The sequence below is a fragment of the Slackia sp. genome (assembly GCF_977041755.1).
In genome coordinates this window covers 1-17,649 of the sequence record NZ_CDRRGL010000031.1, presented here as the reverse complement: position 1 = coordinate 17,649, position 17,649 = coordinate 1, and the positions used below count along the sequence as shown (strand labels likewise).

Genomic DNA, 17,649 nt, shown 5'->3' with positions numbered 1-17,649 from the left:
GAAGGCCGCCCTTGTAGGGGCCAATGGCGGAGTTGAACTCAACGCGATAGCCGCGATTGACTTGGACCTTTCCAGAATCATCGACCCAAGGCACGCGGAACATGACGACGCGCTCAGGTTCGACAAAACGCTCGAGCAGAGCGTTCTCTTCATATTCGGGATGAGCATCAAGCGCGGGGCCAAGCGTGCTCAGGATTTCTGTGGCTGCCTGGATGAATTCGGGCTGGTCGGCATTCTTGGCCTTAAGCTCTTCAAGGATTCGTTCGGCGTAGGACATGCAATTCTCCTTTACGCAATACTAATGAGGGTCGGCCAAGGCCGTCGGACGCTCAAATGCATCCTCCCTTCTGATGAGCCTAGCATACGTGGTGCGTGTTTCGTGAATGTTACGCATTACAAGAAAGTTACGAGTGCAGTAGAAATAATGAGCAATTCTGCCGTTTGCCCCTTGATCAATACCGTCTAAGATAAATGGCCAGAGTCTTTCGAGGCTATATAAGAAGCAAGCGTTTATTGAACCCCAGAGCTGCCAAACCCGCCGCAGCCCCGCTCGGTTTCGTCGAGCGCGTCAACAACGCTCCATTCGACGTTTTCAACCTTCTGGATGACAAGTTGGGCGATTCGATCGCCCGGTGCGACTTCAAAAGCTGAATGGGCGTCAAGATTGATAAGCGCAACTTTGAGTTCGCCGCGATAGTGGCTATCGATAAGACCCGGAGTGTTGAGCACGGTAACGCCCTGCTTAATGGCGAGTCCGCTACGTGGCTGAACGAAGCCCGCATACCCTTCGGGAATCGCAATCGCGAGACCCGTGGGAACAAGCGCGCGCTCATATGGGGCAAGTGATACAGATTCTACGGCACGCAAGTCAACACCGGCGTCACCAGGATACGCATACGATGGAATTACCGCATCATCACGTAGTTTGGTAATGGGAATAACGAGAGAAGCCATTTTGCCAACTTTCCTATTGTTCATGCAACACATATAAAGCAAACTGGAGTTCGTTTACTGAAGACCTTCGAGTGCTTCGCGGAACTCTTCAACAGTTTGAAAATCTTTATAGACGCTCGCGAATCGGATATAGGCAACGTCATCAAGACCGCGCAGATGTTCAAGAACGATATCGCCAAGATCTTTTGATTTGATCTCAAGGCGGCCTGCGGCACGAAGCTCGGCTTCAATGTCGTCGATAATTTCCGCTTTCTTTTCGTTCGGGATATTTGGGCGTTTGGCGCACGCGATGCTAATGCCGCGATAGAGCTTCTCGCGATCAAAAACTTGCGTCGTACCATCAGATTTCACAACGATAATCGGGTTATCGCCGAGGCGTTCATAGGTCGTAAAACGGTTTCCGCATTTCAGGCATTCACGACGACGGCGAATAGAGTTGAACTCATCGGAAGGACGAGAATCAACGACTTTGGATTCGGGGTGGCCACAAACGGGGCAGCGCATATGCCCTCCAATCATACCCACCTCGCATAGAGCGAAGCAAGCGTACGGGTCGACAATATGCGGTTCATGATACACGCTTGAAGCGAATGCCGCCGAAACGAAAAAGAATATACACGATAAGAAAGAGAGCTCAGCAAACCGCAAAATCCGAATTGGCTCTCGGTAAGGTCTCATGCAACGCCTAGCAATTGATTATACGAGGAAACGAATTGTTGCAATGCTTATCGTGTACGCAGCGCCGCACCGTCGCTTAATGCAGCAAAAGCGACGGCAGGCAAAGATTAAGCTAAATCACGATAATGAAAAGCGTGGCAAGAAAAGCAAGAAAACCAGCGGCAGTAAGCTTCGAAAACGAAGGCGCGGCATTGATCAACGTATGGTCAGCGACGGTTTCGCTGCTTGGGTCAAGGAGTTCGAACGCACCTAGAGCGCGTACCGAAAATGCAAAATCGTCGCGAAACGTTGACGTTGAAGCGCTTTGGACATGAGAGGAGCACGCATGGGCGCCCCTCTCGCTTCGACGCGACGTTTCCTGCTCAATCGCGCCAGACGCATGGACGGAACGACGGTCAATCGAAATGATGCGAGCCCCATGTTTGATTTTGCGCGCAGCGGTGCCATCAAAGAAATCGGCCTGATCGTATGAGGGATAAGCGGATTTTGTGCTGTTGGCAACCGTTTTCATGGCAACTCCTTCGAATAGCACTTGCAACGAACCTTTGTTCGTGGTTATAATAAATCGCACAAAAGTTCGTGTCAATAATTTTTCAAACATTTGTTCGACAGGAGTTCGCATGGGCGCCGAAGAGGTCAAGAACACCAAGAAAATAACGAAGAAGCAAAAGGCCGTGCTTGATTTCATCGAACAGCAAATCGATGAAACGGGCATTGCTCCTACGGTTCGCGATATTTGCGACGGATTAGGCCTCTCCTCGCCTTCTACCGTTCATGTGCATTTGAAAACGCTTGAAGAAAAGGGCTATATCCACCGTGACCCTTTGAAATCTCGATGCATTACCATCGTTGGCCGTGATCAGAAGCCGAAAGAACCCGAGCTTGAGCCAGTTGGCGCTGGGGCGTTTTCCGATGTGGTTTCGCTTCCTGTTGTTGGCAATGTTGCCGCGGGTTTGCCCATTCTTGCTGAGCAGAATGTAACGGAAACAATCCCCCTCCCCGTCGAAATCGTGGGAGATTCGAGCTCGTTCCTCTTGAAGGTGCGCGGCGATTCCATGATTGAAATCGGGATCAACGATGGCGATTATGTTGCCGTGAAAGAACAGCCCACCTGCAACAACGGCGATATCGTCGTCGCCATCGTCGACGATGGTGCAACGGTGAAGCGCTTCTATAAAGAAAAAGGTCACGTGCGTTTGCAGCCCGAAAATTCATCGATGGAACCCATCATTGTGCGCGAGAACGTCTCCATCGCAGGTAAAGTCGTCGCTGTGTTCCGTCGTCTTTAAATAACCGCAACCTTAACTCGTAGCAAGAACTACGCAGGCCCCCGGTGCTCCGTTATCGAACGAAGCACCGGGGGCCTTACATTTCCTACGAAGCTTTGTAAGGCTCGAACTGGCTTATCAAATCACGAGGTACGCGAACCGTAAGATTCGTTCCGTTTTCATCAAACACTTCAGCAATGATGGTGCATTTCGAGTGAGCAAGCGATACTAAATCACCACGCGAGAACGGCACTACAACATTCATGGTTTCTTCCGTAGCCGTAGCGGCACGCGCGATTGCCTCGATTAATTCGTTGCAACCCTGCCCTGTTGCTGCCGACACGAGCACCGCTCCCGGATGCAAGCGCGTAAGCGCGGCGGCCTCAGCCTCATCTATTAAGTCGATTTTATTGAATACCGTAATACGTGGAATGTTCTGTGCGTTGATTTGCTGAAGCGTGTCTTCAACGGCGCGCATTTGCATCTCGCGCTCCGTTGAAAACGCGTCGATCACATGCAGCACCAAATCGGCGCCGCGAATCTCATCGAGCGTGCTCTTAAAGGCTTCAACGAGAGTTGTTGGCAACTTCTGAATGAAGCCAACGGTATCGGTAAGCGTGACCTCGCGGCCTTCAGGCAACACAAGCTTGCGCGTAGTTGAATCAAGCGTGGCAAACAGCTTGTCGTATGAAAGCACGTCAGCTTCGGCGAGACGGTTTATCAGGCTCGATTTGCCCGCATTCGTGTAGCCAGCCTCGGCAATTTTGAACACACCTGATGCATAGCGCGCGCTTCGCTGCGTTTCGCGCATGCGCGAAACCTGCTCAAGCTCGCGACGAATTGACGTAATGCGCTTACGCACCATTCGACGATCGACTTCAAGCTGACTTTCACCCTCGCCAAAACGCGAACCCACGCCGCCGCCCATGCGGTTGCTCGCCAAATGTGCCCACATGCCGCGCAAACGAGGCAACAGATATTGATTCTGGGCAAGCCGTACCTGCAGGCGGCCCTCTTTCGTGGTGGCATGCAACGCGAAAATGTCGAGGATGAGCGCCGTTCGGTCAATGACCTTCACATCTTTCGGCACTGCTTTTTCAAGATTGCTTTGCTGCGACGGCGTAAGCTCATCGTCGAAAATCACGATATCAGCCGCATACGCATGACACATTTCGGCGATTTCTTCCGCCTTGCCCGAACCGACAAACGTGCGCGGGTTCGGTGCCTCAAGCTTTTGGTAGGTGGTCGCTACCACTTCAGCACCCGCCGTGTCGGTTAAACGCGCAAGTTCCTCAAGAGATGACCTAAGCGTAGAGGCATCGTCGCCTTTAAGCTGAATACCGACGAGAATGGCGCGCTCGCAGCCCTCATCCATCGTAGAAAGTGAATCGGCGAAAGACACACTGACCTCCTAGAGCATCTGTTGAATTTCGTCGGCTATGCGCGCGACGTCGCCATCATCCGCAGCAACCCAATGAACGCGCTCGTCATGGCGCCACCAAGAACGCTGACGTTTCGCATAACGCCTCGTGGCAAGCTTAATGGCCTCGGAAGCCTCCTCCATCGAACAGCGACCTTCGAGCGCCTCGACAACTTCTTTATATCCAATAGCCTCTCGCGCTGTGAGCGCCTCGGTGAAGCCTTTGTCGCAAAGCGTACGAACCTCATCGACAAGCCCCGCTTCGAACATGCCATCAACACGCGCGTTAATGCGTTTTTTCAAAAGCTCAGGGTCAACCGAAAGCCCGAAAAATAGCGCAGGCACCGCCTGACCAAGCGTCGCAAGCCCTTCATGTTGCGAGGCGTATGAAACACCGTCGAGCTCGAGCATTTCGAGAGCGCGCAACACGCGTTTTGAATTGTGTGGGTGAATGATGGCCGCGCTTGCGGCGTCGCATTGCTGAAGCGCTCGCCAAAGAGCATCGCTCCCCTGCTCAGCCAAAAAAGCGGACCACTTTTCACGTATAGGATTGTTCACCTGCTCGCCCGATGCGAAATCGTAATCGTCGATGGCGGCGCGAACGTAGAAACCCGTTCCCCCCGCGAGCACACAGCGTTTCTCACGCGCGTCGATGTCGGCGAAACAGCTTCGCGCATATTCCTGAAACAGTGACGCAGAATATGCCTCACCTGGCTCGCGAATATCGAACCCCCAGTGCGGAACAAGTCGATCCGACTCAGGCAACTTGCCTGTTCCAATGTCCATGCCTTTATAAATTTGCATGGAATCGGCCGAGATTACTTCCCCGTTCACGCGACGAGCGATTTCCTGGGCGACATCGGTTTTACCCGACGCAGTGGGCCCAACAATCACGATTACGGGGTTCGAGAGCTCCAAACGGTGCTCGACCGTGCTATTCGGCATCGACGACCTCGCCCGACAGATACCAGGTGAGAGACTCGTCGATGCGAACCTTCACAATAGTGCCCTCGAGCTCGTCGATAGTTTTGCCGGCGGGAATGGGGGCATGCACGGTCACATTATGGGGGCTTCGGCCTGCAAGCACGTCTTCATCGCGCTTTGATGTACCTTCAACGAGCACATCAAGAACGCGCCCCGCGAAACGCTGGTTTTGCTCATGCGCGCCTTCTTGTACGATATCAACAAGCTCGTCAAAACGACGTTGAATGGTTTCACGCGGCGTGGGGTCTTCCATTTTGGCAGCAGGCGTGCCTTCGCGCTTCGAATAAATGAAAGTGAACACCTGTCCATAGCCGACTTCTCGCACGAGGTTGGCGGTCGCCTGGAAATCTTCTTCTGTTTCGCCCGGGAAGCCGACGATAATATCGGTGGAGAGGGCGACATCGGGGTTCGCCTCGCGCACTTTTCGCACCAAATCAAGATAGTGCTCAGCGGTATAGCGACGATTCATGGCCTTCAGCACGCGATCGCTGCCCGATTGAACGGGAAGGTGCAGAGCGGGCATGAGGTTAGGCAACTCGCCGAATAACGCAATAACCTCATCGGTAAGGTCTTTGGGGTGCGACGTGGCGAAGCGAATGCGCTCCACGCCCGTCGCCGACACGGCTCGCAGCACATCGGCGAAGCGAGGCTCGCCGTACAGATCGCGGCCATAGGAATTCACGTTCTGGCCTAGCAGCGTAATTTCCTTCACGCCGTCGTTGACGAGAGCCTGCGCTTCCGCCGCGACATCTTCAATGGTGCGCGACTTTTCGCGACCGCGCACGTAAGGAACGATGCAATAGGTGCAGAAATTATTGCAACCCGAGGTAATAGGCAACCATGCGGCCCACGTATGCACGCGTTTGCTCGGCAGGTCGGTGGCGAATTTTTCGCTCGCCTCATATACCTCGGCCTGATGGCCTTTGCCGACAAGCACCGATTCAATGAGGCGCGGCAAGCGATCGATATTCTGCGTGCCGAACACCACGTCGACATGCGGAAGCTTTTCCATGAGCTTCGCGCCATCGCGCTGGCCGATGCATCCTCCAATGCACACGATGCGCTTATCGAGCTTGCTTCCCTGTGGAAGCGGAATGTTCTTCATCGAAGCGACCTGGCCCATAAGGCGCGTATCGGCGGCTTCGCGTACGCAGCACGTCACGAATACGACGATTTCAGACTCTTCGAGCTCGGGTACCTGAATCGCGCCGAGCGATTCGAGCATGCCTGCGATTCGCTCGGAATCGTGTTCGTTCATTTGGCAGCCGAAAACTTGCAGGAAAAAGGTCTTATCGGAAATTGGAGACAGCATACAGCGAGCTACCACTTTCTACTGAGATTAGATGTTCGGAAAATTACGAGCGACGTTCGACATTGAAGCGAATAGCGGTGCGATATTCGCCATCAATGACGATATCGGCAAATGATGGCACGCAGACGATTTCGATGCCGATGGGTGACAGAAAGCCGCGAGAAATCGCAATGGCTTTTACAGCCTGGTTCACAGCACCCGCGCCGACCGATTGAATTTCTACGCACGAACCGTCTTTAATCATTCCGGCAATAGCGCCAGCGACCGATGCAGGCGACGATTTCGACGATACCTTTAAGCAGCCTGCATGCTGCCCGTTTTCAAAATGCTCTGGCATGTGCGTCCTTCTACGATGTTTAGAGTGCGTTATGTTGTGTCTATGCCTTAGGGGCTCAAGCATCTTTTTATCTGAGTGATTGTACCTCATGGGGCGGCTGAACTGCGCGCGAGCACGCTCGAGCCACATTACTCACACGCAGGAAGAAACAGTTCGCACGGCTGCGCCCCCCAAAGCCGCCCTAGAGCTTAGAAAGGGGAAATACCACATGCACGCCATCGGCCGTTATTCGTATTGAAGGCTCAACATTGGGTTCAAGATAGTATGACTCGGCGAGCTCGCAATACGCTTTCTTCAAGGAAGAGGTGAAGGCATCCATGTCATCTGGCGCGATTTTAAGTCCCCTGAAGTCGCGATTCGTAGGATTATTCGACTTGACGCCTTTTTTCGGTGATTCCTCGTCACATTCGCGCACGCGATCTAACGTTTCGAGAAACGGGGCAAGCGGAGCTATCTCCCCCGCAAGAATACGATGTGCGCTGCGCGTAGACATGGCAATACCAATATCTTGAGCGGCATTGACCAGTGAAGCTGCGTCGCGCATAAGACCAAGTCTTTTTATGGGCGCAGCAGTGCTCGCGAGGTTGTTCGGGCAAGGGAATTGCCGCCCGAATGCGTACATTGTCGCCGCAGAGTCAATGATGCTTCCAAGATACAGCGTGCATACGTCTCGATTCGCAAGCGCGAATTCCGATGCTGTTTTTAGAATGTTATGCGGACCTGAGCTGACGATCCATGTTCCGTCGCTCTGCTTTACAAGCGACGGCGGAGTGCTTTGGTCGCTTTTCTCAGGCGTTTTCGAACAATCGAACTCGACGAGGAAGATACTGCCTTTGCCCTCAACGGAGGCGATGCATTCAGCGCGCTCGGCATTTTCACGAACGGAATAAAGGGCCATGCCGCGTCCGTGCACGCCCCACTCGTCCATGGTCATTGAATTGAGCTTCGAAGTAACACGCGGCTCGAATATTCGATCGCGCAACCGTTCGGGAACGCCGTCGCCGTCGTCGGCCACGACAATGCGACGAGCATCCCCTGAACGGGACGTTCCCATAATAATGGTGCGCGCATGGGCGTCGCGCGCGTTGCGAAGCATTTCAATCACCGCGTCTTCAACGCAGCGAATGTCTTGCTTGGCCTGTCGTCGCTCTGCTTCAGACACACGGAGTCGAACGAAACCATCTCCGAGGTCGTCCTCAACACGAAGCCTCGTGCCAGCAGGCGTGGAATCAAGAAATGCAGCAAGCGTTTCGGAATCGGACATTCTTCCACCCTTCGTACAAGAGTCGCACGGCTCCATCGCTCGTATGGAATGCAAAAGAGGCGCCATGCGGCGCCTCTTTTGCATTCGAGGTTATTTCGCATAGTCGACGGCGCGGCTTTCACGGATGACAACCACTTTAACCTGGCCGGGATACTGCATTTCATCCTCGATTTGCTTGGCGATGTCATGCGCCAAAACAACGGCAGCAGCTTCATCGACCATCTCGGGGACAACCATAACGCGGATTTCGCGACCCGCCTGCATGGCGTACGTACGCTCAACGCCCTTATGGGCATTCGCGATTTCCTCGAACTTCTCAAGACGCTTTACGTAGCTTTCGAGGCTTTCTTTGCGAGCGCCAGGGCGAGCAGCGGAAACGGCATCGGCGGCTTGGACCAAAACATCGAGCACGCTATTCGGCTCGACATCGGCATGGTGCGCCTCAATCGCGTGAACGATTTCGGGCCTTTCGCCGAAGCGACGAGCAAGGTCGGCACCGATAACGGCATGGGGGCCCTCGACTTCGTGGTCGACAGCTTTGCCGAGGTCATGAAGCAGACCCGCGCGCTTGGCAGGAACAGGATCAAGGCCGAGCTCAGAAGCCATAACGCCGCACAGGTACGCGACCTCGAGCGAATGGTTCAGGACGCTTTGGCCAAACGAGGTGCGGAATCGAAGACGACCAAGCGTGCGAACAAGTTCAGGGTGCAAGTCATGAATGCCAACGTCGAACGTCGCCTGCTCGCCAGCCTCTTGAATTTGCTGGTTCACGAGTTTTTCAGCCTTCGCGTACATCTCTTCGATGCGGGCAGGGTGAATGCGGCCGTCGGCGATGAGGTTTTCCATAGTAACGCGGCCAATCTCGCGACGAACGGGATCGAAGCACGAAATGGTAACGCACTCAGGAGTATCGTCGATGAGCAAATTCACACCCGTAAGCTGCTCGAAGCTGCGAATATTGCGGCCCTCGCGACCAATAATGCGGCCCTTCAAATCGTCGGAAGGAATGTGAATGGTTTTCACCGTAGTTTCAGCCGTGTGATCGGCAGCGACGCGCTGAATGGCGAGGCTCAAAATCTCACGCGACTTCTTATCGGCTTCGGCCTTGGTGCGCTGCTCCGCCTCGCGAATAATGGCGGCGCTTTCATGCGTAACCTCATCGCGAAGGTTGTCGAGCAGCTCCTTCTTCGCTTCTTCAGGAGTCATGCCGGCGACATGCTCAAGGCGCACATTCACTTCATGAATGGCGCTGTTCAAATCGCGCTCGCGACGCTCAACCTGGCCTTGCATAGAAGAGAGCTGATGCTCGCGGGCATCGAGGCTCTCGACGCGGCGGTCGACAGACTCCTCACGCTGAGAAACGCGATTTTCAGCTGCACGAACTTCCTTCATGCGCTCTTTGTGCTCAGCTTGAGCTTCCTGCTTCATTTTGAACACTTCGTCTTTAGCTTCAACCACAGCCTCACGACGCATGGTTTCCGCTTGGCGCTTCGCCTCAGATACCACCTGTTCAGCCTCTTCATGGGCGCGCTTGGTGGACGAATTTGCGACGTAGCGGGTAATAAAATAGCCACCGGCGATGCCAACGGCCAAGCCGACGATCAAAAGTGCGATTTCCATCGGCCTCCCCTTTCTTCTAATTTCATACACGAAGACAGGCTGCCGGCAAAGAAAATGCCGGGCATATGCCTGGCATGAGTGAATACACAACAGTAGCGCTAACGCCGAGAAAAGAATCGGCTATGCAATTGTTATATATCGAGAAAGTGCCGTATGGGCACTAATGCACTCAAGCTCTTTCATGATACACCGTGCTCGAGCGTTTTCCCTCCACCGTTTTGAAATAAATCGCACACGGTCCTAATTCTCCTTCATAAAACGACGAGTCGCCGCACTCGCAACCGACGTAGAGTAGCCCTTCGTTACAAGTTTGCGATATGCGGAGGCCTGAACATTTTTAGACCGCGGCGGCTTTCGGCGCAAAAGCGCGAGGGCGCGCTCGATTTCTTGTTCGTCGCTCGACTCGCTGCCAAACGTATAACCAACGACGTCATCTTCAGCATTGGCGTTAACGCGGAACGGATCAAAATCATCGACGGAAAAGAATTCTTCTGGCCACCCCGGAATGTCGCTTGCGGCAATTCCTGCCCTTTCGAGCTCGTCTTCTATACCCTTGCGCCCACGCCCTTGGGAGACGCGCGTACGAATAAGCACGGCTCCATAGCGCGTATCGTCAATAAGGCCGCAATCGAGAGCACGCCGCACAGCCGATTCCGCCACTTCTTGCGAGAACCCGTCGCGTACAAGCCGATCGATGAGCTCACGAGAACCGCGCTCTCGTGAGCAGGCAAGACGAGTGACTTTTTCAAAAGCCCTTGTTTCGTCTTCGGTGCGTTTAACCGCGATTGGCTCAAGGCTCAACGATGTTTTCTGCAAACGCAATTGACTGCGAGATTTCGAGTGGAGCCCATTTTGATCGAGCAAACCGAAACAGGCGCCGTGCGACTTACGAGCTGTGCATGCCTCTTGCCCCGCGTCGTCGACGTCAAGCGAAGACATGTCACGGAAACGAGTTTGGGGTTTCGCCACCCCTTGATCTGTACCGCCAACGGTGTACAAAAGTTCATCGTTGATACGGGTTTGAGATTTCTTCAAAAGCTCTTCTGCATATTGTTTATCGATATATGGCATATCGGCCCCAATCGCCACGATAAAGAAAACGCCCGCTTTGCCATGGGCAAAAAACGGGCGCGAAAAGACTTATTCCTCGGTTTCGCTGAAAGGCTTGACCGTGGGGATCTCGAAATGGTCTCGAACCTTTTGCTCGATTTCGTCGCGAACATCGGGATGGGTGCGCAGCATTTCCTTCGCAGCCTCACGGCCCTGGCCCAGACGATCTTCGCCATAGGTGTACCAAGCACCACTCTTTTTCACCACGCCAGCCTCGACGCCCATATCTACAATGCAGCCCTCACGAGAGATGCCCTGGCCATACATGATGTCGAACTCGGCCTGCCTAAACGGAGGCGCAACCTTGTTCTTCACGACCTTGGCGCGCACGCGGTTGCCCACAGGATCGTTGGTCTTATTCTTGAGCGTTTCGATTCGACGAATGTCGATGCGAACGCTCGAGAAGAACTTGAGGGCGCGGCCGCCCGTCGTGGTTTCGGGATTGCCGAACATCACGCCGATTTTTTCACGCAGCTGATTGATGAAGATGCACGTGGTATTTGACTTCGAAAGAGAACCGGCGAGCTTGCGAAGTGCCTGAGACATAAGACGAGCCTGAAGGCCAACGCTCGAGTCGCCGATTTCACCTTCGATTTCGGCTTTAGGAACCAAAGCGGCTACGGAGTCGATGACTATGCAGTCGATAGCATTGGAGCGAACGAGCATATCGCAGATTTCCAAGCCCTGCTCACCCGTGTCGGGCTGAGAGATGAGCACCTCGTCGATATCGACGCCCAGGCGCGCGGCATACGTTGGATCAAGGGCATGCTCGGCGTCGATAAAGGCGACAACACCACCAAGCGCTTGCGCCTCGGCGAGGATTTGCAATGCAAGCGTCGTTTTACCGCTGGATTCAGGACCGTAAATCTCAACAATGCGACCACGCGGAACGCCGCCAATGCCGAGCGCCGCATCGAGCGGCAAAGCGCCCGTGGGAATAGCAGCAACCTCAAGGTGTTCGGCATTGCTTCCAAGCTTCATAATGGCGCCCTTGCCAAACTTCTTCTCGATTTGTTCAGTCGTGAGCTCGAGCATTTTATCTTTGTTTTGAGTCTGAGCCATTGCATCTCCTTGCCGCCGGCATAGCCGGTTTATGTACCGCGCTCATTATTACGAACAGATGTTCTTACGTCAAGTACGATGTCAAAATAATTCGCATCGACGTGACAGAAACCGTTGAATGCATTCAAACACGATAATCTTGCCAGAATCTTGCCCGAATGCCGCATTTTTAAAAACGAAATATCGCCTATTTCCACCGGTTTCCCTTGAAGGTTCCTTTGCATTTCCCTCGGTTTCCTCGCAAAATGCCCTCCGAAATACCGCGTTTTGCTCGTAACGGCAAGGCGCTACAGCGCTTCGAGAATCATTTCAAGTGCGGCCTGGGTCGCTTGCGCGCGTACGTTTTCGCGATTTCCTTTGAAGTGAAATTCCTTCGCAAATGCGTTACCACTGGAAGAGATGCCAATCCACACTGTGCCCACCGGCTTTCCGGGTTCTTCGCCACCGGGACCCGCAATGCCCGTAACGGAGCACGCCACATCGGCGCCAAGTTCAGATGCGGCACCGAGCGCCATGGCTACGGCAACGTCTTCACACACGGCGCTACCATCAACGAACGCCGTCTCAGGAACATCAAGGCTCTTCATTTTCACGTCGTTGACATAGCTCACCACGCCGCCGCGCACTACAGCCGAAGACCCTGGCACCTCGGTGAGCGATGCGGCAATAAGACCACCCGTACAGCTTTCGGCCGTTGCGACTGTCGCTTTCGTCGCCAGCGCCTTGTGAACAACGGCGCACGCCGCGTCAACGCGAAGCTCGTTCTCGAAGCCATCTTCGGTCTGCGCGGCAAGGTCGTCATTGTTAATAACGCGCGCGCGGCGGCCTTTGGGCTTAAAGCCAATAAGATGGCGAGCCTTCCAAATATAGTCGGCCATGGAAATAATTGTGAGCACGAGGGCAGCCGCCATGACAAGCCAGCTCAAAATATAAAGCGCGACGTTGAGCTCATGCGAAAGCATGCCCGTGATCGCGGGGCTCTCCTTCACAACGAACAGAACGATGGCGATCATTTGGAATACCGTTTTGAACTTGCCGTACCACGAGGCGGCGATAACCTCCCCCTTGCTTGCGGCGACCATGCGCACGCCGCTCACGATGAATTCGCGAGCAACGATAATAAGCACGGGCCAACTTGGCAGCGACCCCAGTTCAATAAGCACAAGCAGCGCTGCAACGACGAGAACCTTATCGGCCAAAGGATCCATGAATTTGCCGAAGTCGGTAACTTCGCCTCGAGAACGAGCGAGGTATCCATCAAGCCAGTCGGTGCACGAGATCACGACGAAGATAATCGCGGCAATCCACGCCTTCCAGGGATTGAGGAACGCAAGTCCCATTGCGTCGGGCCATGGGCTAATAAGCGCTACGACAAAGACGGGTACCAAGCAGATGCGAATCATGGTTACGACATTCGCGGGGGTAAGAATCTTATCAACCGTGCCCTGACCCGCGGGCGTCGGCTTGCCAGAAGCGTAGGATTCCTTCGAATCATGAGCCATGAACGACATCGCCTTCCATCTCGTACACAAGCGTATCGGTTATGCGAACGCGCACAATGTCGCCAACTTCGCCTTCTTCCAAATACACCACACCATCAACCTCGGGCGCTTGGCACATTGCGCGACCGTAGAGCTGGCCGTCTTCCTCGCGCCCAAGCACGAGCACGTCCATCTCCTGCCCGATGCGCGCCGAAACGTGGGCCTCGCCAATAGCGTCTGAAATATCGCGCAGGCTTTGAGCGCGCTCGATTTTGATGGCCTCATCGATTTGGCCATCCATTTCAGCGGCTCGGGTGCCCTCTTCCTGCGAATACGGGAAAACGCCGACGTAATCGAACTCGACCTCTTCGAGGAAGTTCTGAAGCACGTCGAAATCAACATCGGTTTCGCCCGGGAAACCGGCGATGAGCGTGGTGCGCAGCGTAATGCCTGGAACGCGCTCACGAATGCGCGCGACGAGCTCGCGATGGGAGTTTTCGTCGCCACGACGGTTCATCGCGCGAAGCACAGGCTTACTCGCATGCTGAAGCGGCATATCGAGATACTTGCAGACGTTCGGCTTGGAAGCGATAACATCAAGCAGCTCATCGCTTACGCCCTGCGGCTCAATATACATAAGACGGAACCATGTTTGAGGGAACTCGTCGGCAAGCGTTGCAAGAAGCGTGGCGGTATTGGAAGGCTCATCGAAATCTTCACCCCAGCGGCCCGTATCTTGAGCGATAAGCGTAACTTCGCGCACGCCCGCCGCAACGCGTTCAGCGACTGAAGCGCGTACCGTTTCAAGCGGGAAGCTGTGATAGCGACCGCGAATGTACGGAATAGCGCAGAACGAGCAGAAGCGATCGCAGCCGTCTGAGATTTTCACATACGATGCGGGAGAACCCGCCCAGGGCGATTGGGCATCGGGGGACATCGACGCTTGAGGCGCCTCATCGCCCAACACGCCCGCAAGAACCTCCACGATGTCGTCTTCCTTGCTGCACGGCACAAATGCTTGCGCCTCGCCAAGCTCGCTTGCCAAGTCGTCGCCGTATCGTGCAGGCATGCAGCCCGCCACGACGAGCTTTGCGGACCCCTCGATGAAGTTCGGCAGGTCGCATACCTCAAAAATAGCCTCGAGGCTCTCTTCAGTTGCCGCCTGGATGAACGAGCACGTATTCACGACCACGACGTCGGCCGTTGATGCATCATCGCACACCTCGTAGCCGGCCGCGCTCAGTCGTTTCGTCATCTCGGCGGTGTCAACTTCATTTTTGGCGCAACCAAGCGTCACGAAACAAACGCGCGGCGCGCTCTGAGCCAAAACATTCACGTCAATGTTAGACATGCGAATACCCTTTAGCGTTATCGATAGTTCACGTATTGCAGAGGCTGGCCATAATCTTGGCCCTTCAAAAAAGCAATAACCTCTTGCAGCGTGTCGCGCGAGGCCGAAGAAACGCGCAACTTGTCGCCCTCGATAGTGACTTTGCACTTGAGCTTCGTGCCGCGAATATCCTTCGAGATTTTGCTCGCGGTTTCCTTGTCGATGCCTTCGATAATCTCTGCAGTGCGACGAACGCTCTGACCAGCGGCAGGCACGATGTCGCCCCATTTCACAGCGGAAAGGTCGACGCCGCGCTTGATGAGCTTGCTGCCGATGACGTCGATAACCTGCTTGGCGACGAATTCTGCCGGGGCGGCGACGGTCAATTTGCGGCCGCCTTTATCAAGGGTGATTTCCGCACCGGAGTCTTTGAGGTCATAACGCTGGGCGATTTCTCGTTTCGCCTGGCCATACGCATTATCGACTTCTTGCATGTCGACGGTGGAAACAACGTCGAAACTGGATTCTTTTGCCATGGTATCCCTTTCTAAAACAAGAGGTGAGTACTAGCCTTCAGTGGAGCTGGAAGTAGAGCTTGTAGATGCGCTGTTCGATGAGGAAGAAGCGCTGCTCGTAGACGAGGCCGCATCGGGATGGGCCTCATTCCATGCCGCGAGAATGTCGCTGAAGTTCACCTCGTAGCGCAGAATGCCGTTCGTGACATACTGCGACAAATCAACTGCTTGCCCATCGACCGTCACGGTAAGCCCATCGTAGGGGCTCGCGACAATCGTGAGCGAATCGGTTACGTCGTAGCTGTCAGACGCGCCGCCCGACAGATTTTCGGCAACCAAGCATGTGTTGCCTTCATAGATTTCGACATACGGCGTTTCGCCCTTCGCGACCGAGTACGCAACAACGGCCTTAGTGGGAGCGGTTTCAGTCTTTTTAGTCGTCGTCTCCTTGGTCGATTGCGAATCGGAGCTTTCGGAATCGGAAGATGTATTCGACGAAGAGCCCGAAGGTGAAGATTCGGGAAGCCCCGTGATGTTCATCGGCGTGCTTTGTTGGGCGCTCGACGTTGCTTTCGAGCCCACGCCATTCGCCAAGAAAGCGATAACGACGACAAGCAGCAAGATAATAATGCCAGCGATGAGGAACGGGAGCTTTTCGCCGATGCCCGATTTATTGCTTCCGAGGTTGCTTGGAGCGGCATACACGCTGATCGAGTGCTCTTCAGGAAGTGCCGAACGCCTCGATTGGCGCGGCATATAGGTTTCCTTTTCTTCATCCTCGGAACGACGCAGTCTACGTGTAGAGCCTGCAGCCGCCGGATTCGAACGACGAGAAGAAGGACGCGCAGGAGCATCGTCCAAACGACGCGTGCGTTCAGGGCTATCGCCAGACGCCTGTTGACGCGTGTGGTTGTACAGGCCCTGGCCATACGCATTGTATGAACCAACGTGCACCGCTCCCGCGCGGCGGCTATGCGAAGTCGAGGGCGGGCGTTGCGCAATGGCACGTTCGGCCGAGGACAATTCACGGGATTCGGCTGCGCCGCGATCGATATCGTCGAACAGGCCCGTATCAAACGACGAGCCGCCGAACGAACGCGACTGAGAAGGTCGCGACGATGAGTCAGTCGAACGAGAGGCCCTGCTCGATCGTTGGGAATCGAGCCCCAGGCGTCGGGCACGGTTCCGGGAGCTTTCCGCTTCAATCGCCGCATATTCGTTAGAGAGCGCGTCATCGCGAGACACGCGGTCTGCCGCAGCGGCACGCGCCTGCGAACGCTCGTCGGCATGAATTTCCTCACGCAAGCCATGGTGACGCCTGCCCGAAGGCATATCAAAACCAGTCGGGCGAATATTCTTGCGAGCTCGCTCAACTTGGTCTTGATATTGCTGCGACAAATAGGCGTCGACGAGATTTGTGGGATTAAGGCCAAGGTAGCGCGCGTACGCGTTGATCATATTGCGCGAATAGCCACGAGGGGGCATATTTGAAAGATCCCCAGCCTCAATAGACTCCAAAATATCAGGACGAATGCGGAGCTTGCGGGCGACGGACATCAAATCCTCGCCCGAGCGCTCGCGCGCTTCACGCAGAATATTGCCGAAATTCGATTCGTTCACTCTTACTCCTAGAATCCATCTTCCGCGGCGTCACGCGCCTCAAAAGCCTTCAAAGATTCAAGTTCCATTTCATCAACAAGCACGTCTCGGGGTTTGCTGCCGTTCGGCGGGCCCACAACGCCCTTCTCTTCTAGCATATCCATGATGCGCCCTGCGCGGGAATACCCAACGCTCAATTTGCGCTGAATGTTCGAAGTAGAGCCGAGGCCGCTCGCCACGACGATGTCTGCGGCGTCCCACAAAAGCGGATCGTCGGCGCTCGAAGAGCCGCCGGAACCGTCGGGCATAGACGAGCCAAGGCTGATCACGTTCGTTTGAAGGATCTCGCTATGGTATTCGGGCTCCCCCTGTGCCTTCAAATGGCTCACGACGGCTTCGATTTCCTCTTCGGAAACAAAACAACCCTGCAAACGCTGAGGTTTCGGCCATTCAGGCTTGCTGAACAGCATATCGCCCAACCCAATGAGGTTTTCAGCGCCGGGAGTATCGAGAATAACGCGAGAATCAATACCCGAAGCAACGTTGAAGGCGATGCGGTTCGTGATGTTCGCCTTGATAAGGCCTGTTACGACATTGGTCGACGGGCGCTGCGTAGCGACGATCATGTGGATGCCCGCCGCACGAGCAAGTTGCGCAATGCGGCTAATGGAGAGTTCGACCTCTTTGCCAACGTTCATCATGAGGTCGGCGAGCT

The 17,649-nt window shown here is 54.6% G+C and carries 18 protein-coding genes; 1 reads left to right on the top strand and 17 read right to left on the bottom strand.

The window, feature by feature from the left end; translation table 11 throughout:
• The 4 genes from ACWI8T_RS03985 to ACWI8T_RS03970 all read right to left on the bottom strand — a co-directional run.
• A partial coding sequence (locus tag ACWI8T_RS03985; protein ID WP_449138019.1) for a Glu/Leu/Phe/Val dehydrogenase dimerization domain-containing protein occupies positions 1 to 277 on the bottom strand: 277 nt, incomplete at its 3' end.
• A gap of 233 nt (positions 278 to 510) precedes the next feature.
• Complete coding sequence (gene dut, locus ACWI8T_RS03980) at positions 511 to 954, bottom strand: dUTP diphosphatase (protein ID WP_449138018.1); 444 nt, start codon at positions 952 to 954, stop codon at positions 511 to 513.
• 54 nt (positions 955 to 1,008) lie between these two features.
• A complete protein-coding gene (gene nrdR, locus ACWI8T_RS03975; protein WP_114615568.1) occupies positions 1,009 to 1,458 on the bottom strand; it encodes a transcriptional regulator NrdR in 450 nt (149 codons plus the stop codon).
• Positions 1,459 to 1,744: 286 nt separating this feature from the next.
• Entirely contained in the window at positions 1,745 to 2,143 is a 399-nt protein-coding gene (locus ACWI8T_RS03970) for a hypothetical protein (protein WP_449138017.1), read from the bottom strand.
• Between the two features lie 109 nt (positions 2,144 to 2,252).
• Here ACWI8T_RS03970 and lexA point away from each other — a divergent pair, with 109 nt between their 5' ends.
• Positions 2,253 to 2,921, top strand: a complete 669-nt coding sequence (lexA, locus tag ACWI8T_RS03965) for a transcriptional repressor LexA (RefSeq protein ID WP_114615530.1) — start codon at positions 2,253 to 2,255, stop codon at positions 2,919 to 2,921.
• Between the two features lie 85 nt (positions 2,922 to 3,006).
• Here the strand turns inward: lexA and hflX are convergent, their stop codons facing one another.
• From hflX to ACWI8T_RS03900, 13 genes are all read right to left on the bottom strand, one after another.
• The gene (gene hflX / locus ACWI8T_RS03960) at positions 3,007 to 4,302 is read right to left on the bottom strand and encodes a GTPase HflX (RefSeq protein WP_449138016.1); all 1,296 of its coding nucleotides are present in this window, start codon (positions 4,300 to 4,302) and stop codon (positions 3,007 to 3,009) included.
• Between the two features lie 9 nt (positions 4,303 to 4,311).
• Entirely contained in the window at positions 4,312 to 5,265 is a 954-nt protein-coding gene (gene miaA, locus ACWI8T_RS03955; protein WP_449138015.1) for a tRNA (adenosine(37)-N6)-dimethylallyltransferase MiaA, read from the bottom strand.
• Positions 5,255 to 6,616 (bottom strand): tRNA (N6-isopentenyl adenosine(37)-C2)-methylthiotransferase MiaB, encoded by a 1,362-nt coding sequence (gene miaB / locus ACWI8T_RS03950; protein ID WP_281669084.1) that lies wholly within the window; start codon positions 6,614 to 6,616, stop codon positions 5,255 to 5,257. The genes miaA and miaB overlap by 11 nt, the downstream gene beginning before the upstream one ends.
• Positions 6,617 to 6,659: 43 nt before the next feature.
• On the bottom strand, positions 6,660 to 6,953 hold the full coding sequence (locus ACWI8T_RS03945) for a stage V sporulation protein S (protein ID WP_114615534.1): 294 nt from the start codon (positions 6,951 to 6,953) through the stop codon (positions 6,660 to 6,662).
• Positions 6,954 to 7,134: 181 nt separating this feature from the next.
• Positions 7,135 to 8,217, bottom strand: a complete 1,083-nt coding sequence (locus ACWI8T_RS03940) for an ATP-binding protein (protein ID WP_449138014.1) — start codon at positions 8,215 to 8,217, stop codon at positions 7,135 to 7,137.
• Positions 8,218 to 8,307: 90 nt separating this feature from the next.
• Positions 8,308 to 9,837 (bottom strand): ribonuclease Y, encoded by a 1,530-nt coding sequence (gene rny / locus ACWI8T_RS03935; RefSeq protein WP_302886389.1) that lies wholly within the window; start codon positions 9,835 to 9,837, stop codon positions 8,308 to 8,310.
• Between the two features lie 240 nt (positions 9,838 to 10,077).
• Positions 10,078 to 10,908 carry a regulatory protein RecX gene (locus ACWI8T_RS03930; protein WP_449138013.1) on the bottom strand — a complete coding sequence of 277 codons (831 nt, stop codon included), beginning with the start codon at positions 10,906 to 10,908 and terminating at the stop codon, positions 10,078 to 10,080.
• A gap of 69 nt (positions 10,909 to 10,977) precedes the next feature.
• Positions 10,978 to 12,009, bottom strand: coding sequence for a recombinase RecA (recA, locus tag ACWI8T_RS03925; RefSeq protein WP_114615538.1), 1,032 nt, complete (start codon positions 12,007 to 12,009; stop codon positions 10,978 to 10,980).
• A 287-nt stretch (positions 12,010 to 12,296) separates the two neighbouring features.
• Positions 12,297 to 13,511: a CDP-diacylglycerol--glycerol-3-phosphate 3-phosphatidyltransferase gene (pgsA, locus tag ACWI8T_RS03920; RefSeq protein WP_449138012.1), complete on the bottom strand. Its 1,215-nt coding sequence runs from the start codon at positions 13,509 to 13,511 to the stop codon at positions 12,297 to 12,299.
• Complete coding sequence (gene rimO / locus ACWI8T_RS03915) at positions 13,501 to 14,841, bottom strand: 30S ribosomal protein S12 methylthiotransferase RimO (RefSeq protein WP_449138011.1); 1,341 nt, start codon at positions 14,839 to 14,841, stop codon at positions 13,501 to 13,503. Before rimO ends, pgsA begins: the two co-directional genes overlap by 11 nt.
• 17 nt (positions 14,842 to 14,858) lie before the next feature.
• Entirely contained in the window at positions 14,859 to 15,356 is a 498-nt protein-coding gene (locus ACWI8T_RS03910) for a YajQ family cyclic di-GMP-binding protein (RefSeq protein WP_123219125.1), read from the bottom strand.
• 30 nt (positions 15,357 to 15,386) lie between these two features.
• On the bottom strand, positions 15,387 to 16,955 hold the full coding sequence (locus ACWI8T_RS03905) for a helix-turn-helix domain-containing protein (RefSeq protein ID WP_449138010.1): 1,569 nt from the start codon (positions 16,953 to 16,955) through the stop codon (positions 15,387 to 15,389).
• An 8-nt stretch (positions 16,956 to 16,963) separates the two neighbouring features.
• On the bottom strand, positions 16,964 to 17,649 hold a 686-nt coding region (locus ACWI8T_RS03900; protein WP_449138009.1), incomplete at its 5' end, for a DNA translocase FtsK.

Bases quoted from the DNA above. Each gene is read 5' to 3' on its own strand.
- dut (WP_449138018.1), bottom strand. From the start codon at position 954: ATGGCTTCTCTCGTTATTCCCATTACCAAACTACGTGATGATGCGGTA.
- nrdR (WP_114615568.1), bottom strand. From the start codon at position 1,458: ATGCGCTGCCCCGTTTGTGGCCACCCCGAATCCAAAGTCGTTGATTCT.
- ACWI8T_RS03970 (WP_449138017.1), bottom strand. From the start codon at position 2,143: ATGAAAACGGTTGCCAACAGCACAAAATCCGCTTATCCCTCATACGAT.
- lexA (WP_114615530.1), top strand. From the start codon at position 2,253: ATGGGCGCCGAAGAGGTCAAGAACACCAAGAAAATAACGAAGAAGCAA.
- miaA (WP_449138015.1), bottom strand. From the start codon at position 5,265: ATGCCGAATAGCACGGTCGAGCACCGTTTGGAGCTCTCGAACCCCGTA.
- miaB (WP_281669084.1), bottom strand. From the start codon at position 6,616: ATGCTGTCTCCAATTTCCGATAAGACCTTTTTCCTGCAAGTTTTCGGC.
- ACWI8T_RS03945 (WP_114615534.1), bottom strand. From the start codon at position 6,953: ATGCCAGAGCATTTTGAAAACGGGCAGCATGCAGGCTGCTTAAAGGTA.
- ACWI8T_RS03940 (WP_449138014.1), bottom strand. From the start codon at position 8,217: ATGTCCGATTCCGAAACGCTTGCTGCATTTCTTGATTCCACGCCTGCT.
- rny (WP_302886389.1), bottom strand. From the start codon at position 9,837: ATGGAAATCGCACTTTTGATCGTCGGCTTGGCCGTTGGCATCGCCGGT.
- ACWI8T_RS03930 (WP_449138013.1), bottom strand. From the start codon at position 10,908: ATGCCATATATCGATAAACAATATGCAGAAGAGCTTTTGAAGAAATCT.
- recA (WP_114615538.1), bottom strand. From the start codon at position 12,009: ATGGCTCAGACTCAAAACAAAGATAAAATGCTCGAGCTCACGACTGAA.
- pgsA (WP_449138012.1), bottom strand. From the start codon at position 13,511: ATGGCTCATGATTCGAAGGAATCCTACGCTTCTGGCAAGCCGACGCCC.
- rimO (WP_449138011.1), bottom strand. From the start codon at position 14,841: ATGTCTAACATTGACGTGAATGTTTTGGCTCAGAGCGCGCCGCGCGTT.
- ACWI8T_RS03910 (WP_123219125.1), bottom strand. From the start codon at position 15,356: ATGGCAAAAGAATCCAGTTTCGACGTTGTTTCCACCGTCGACATGCAA.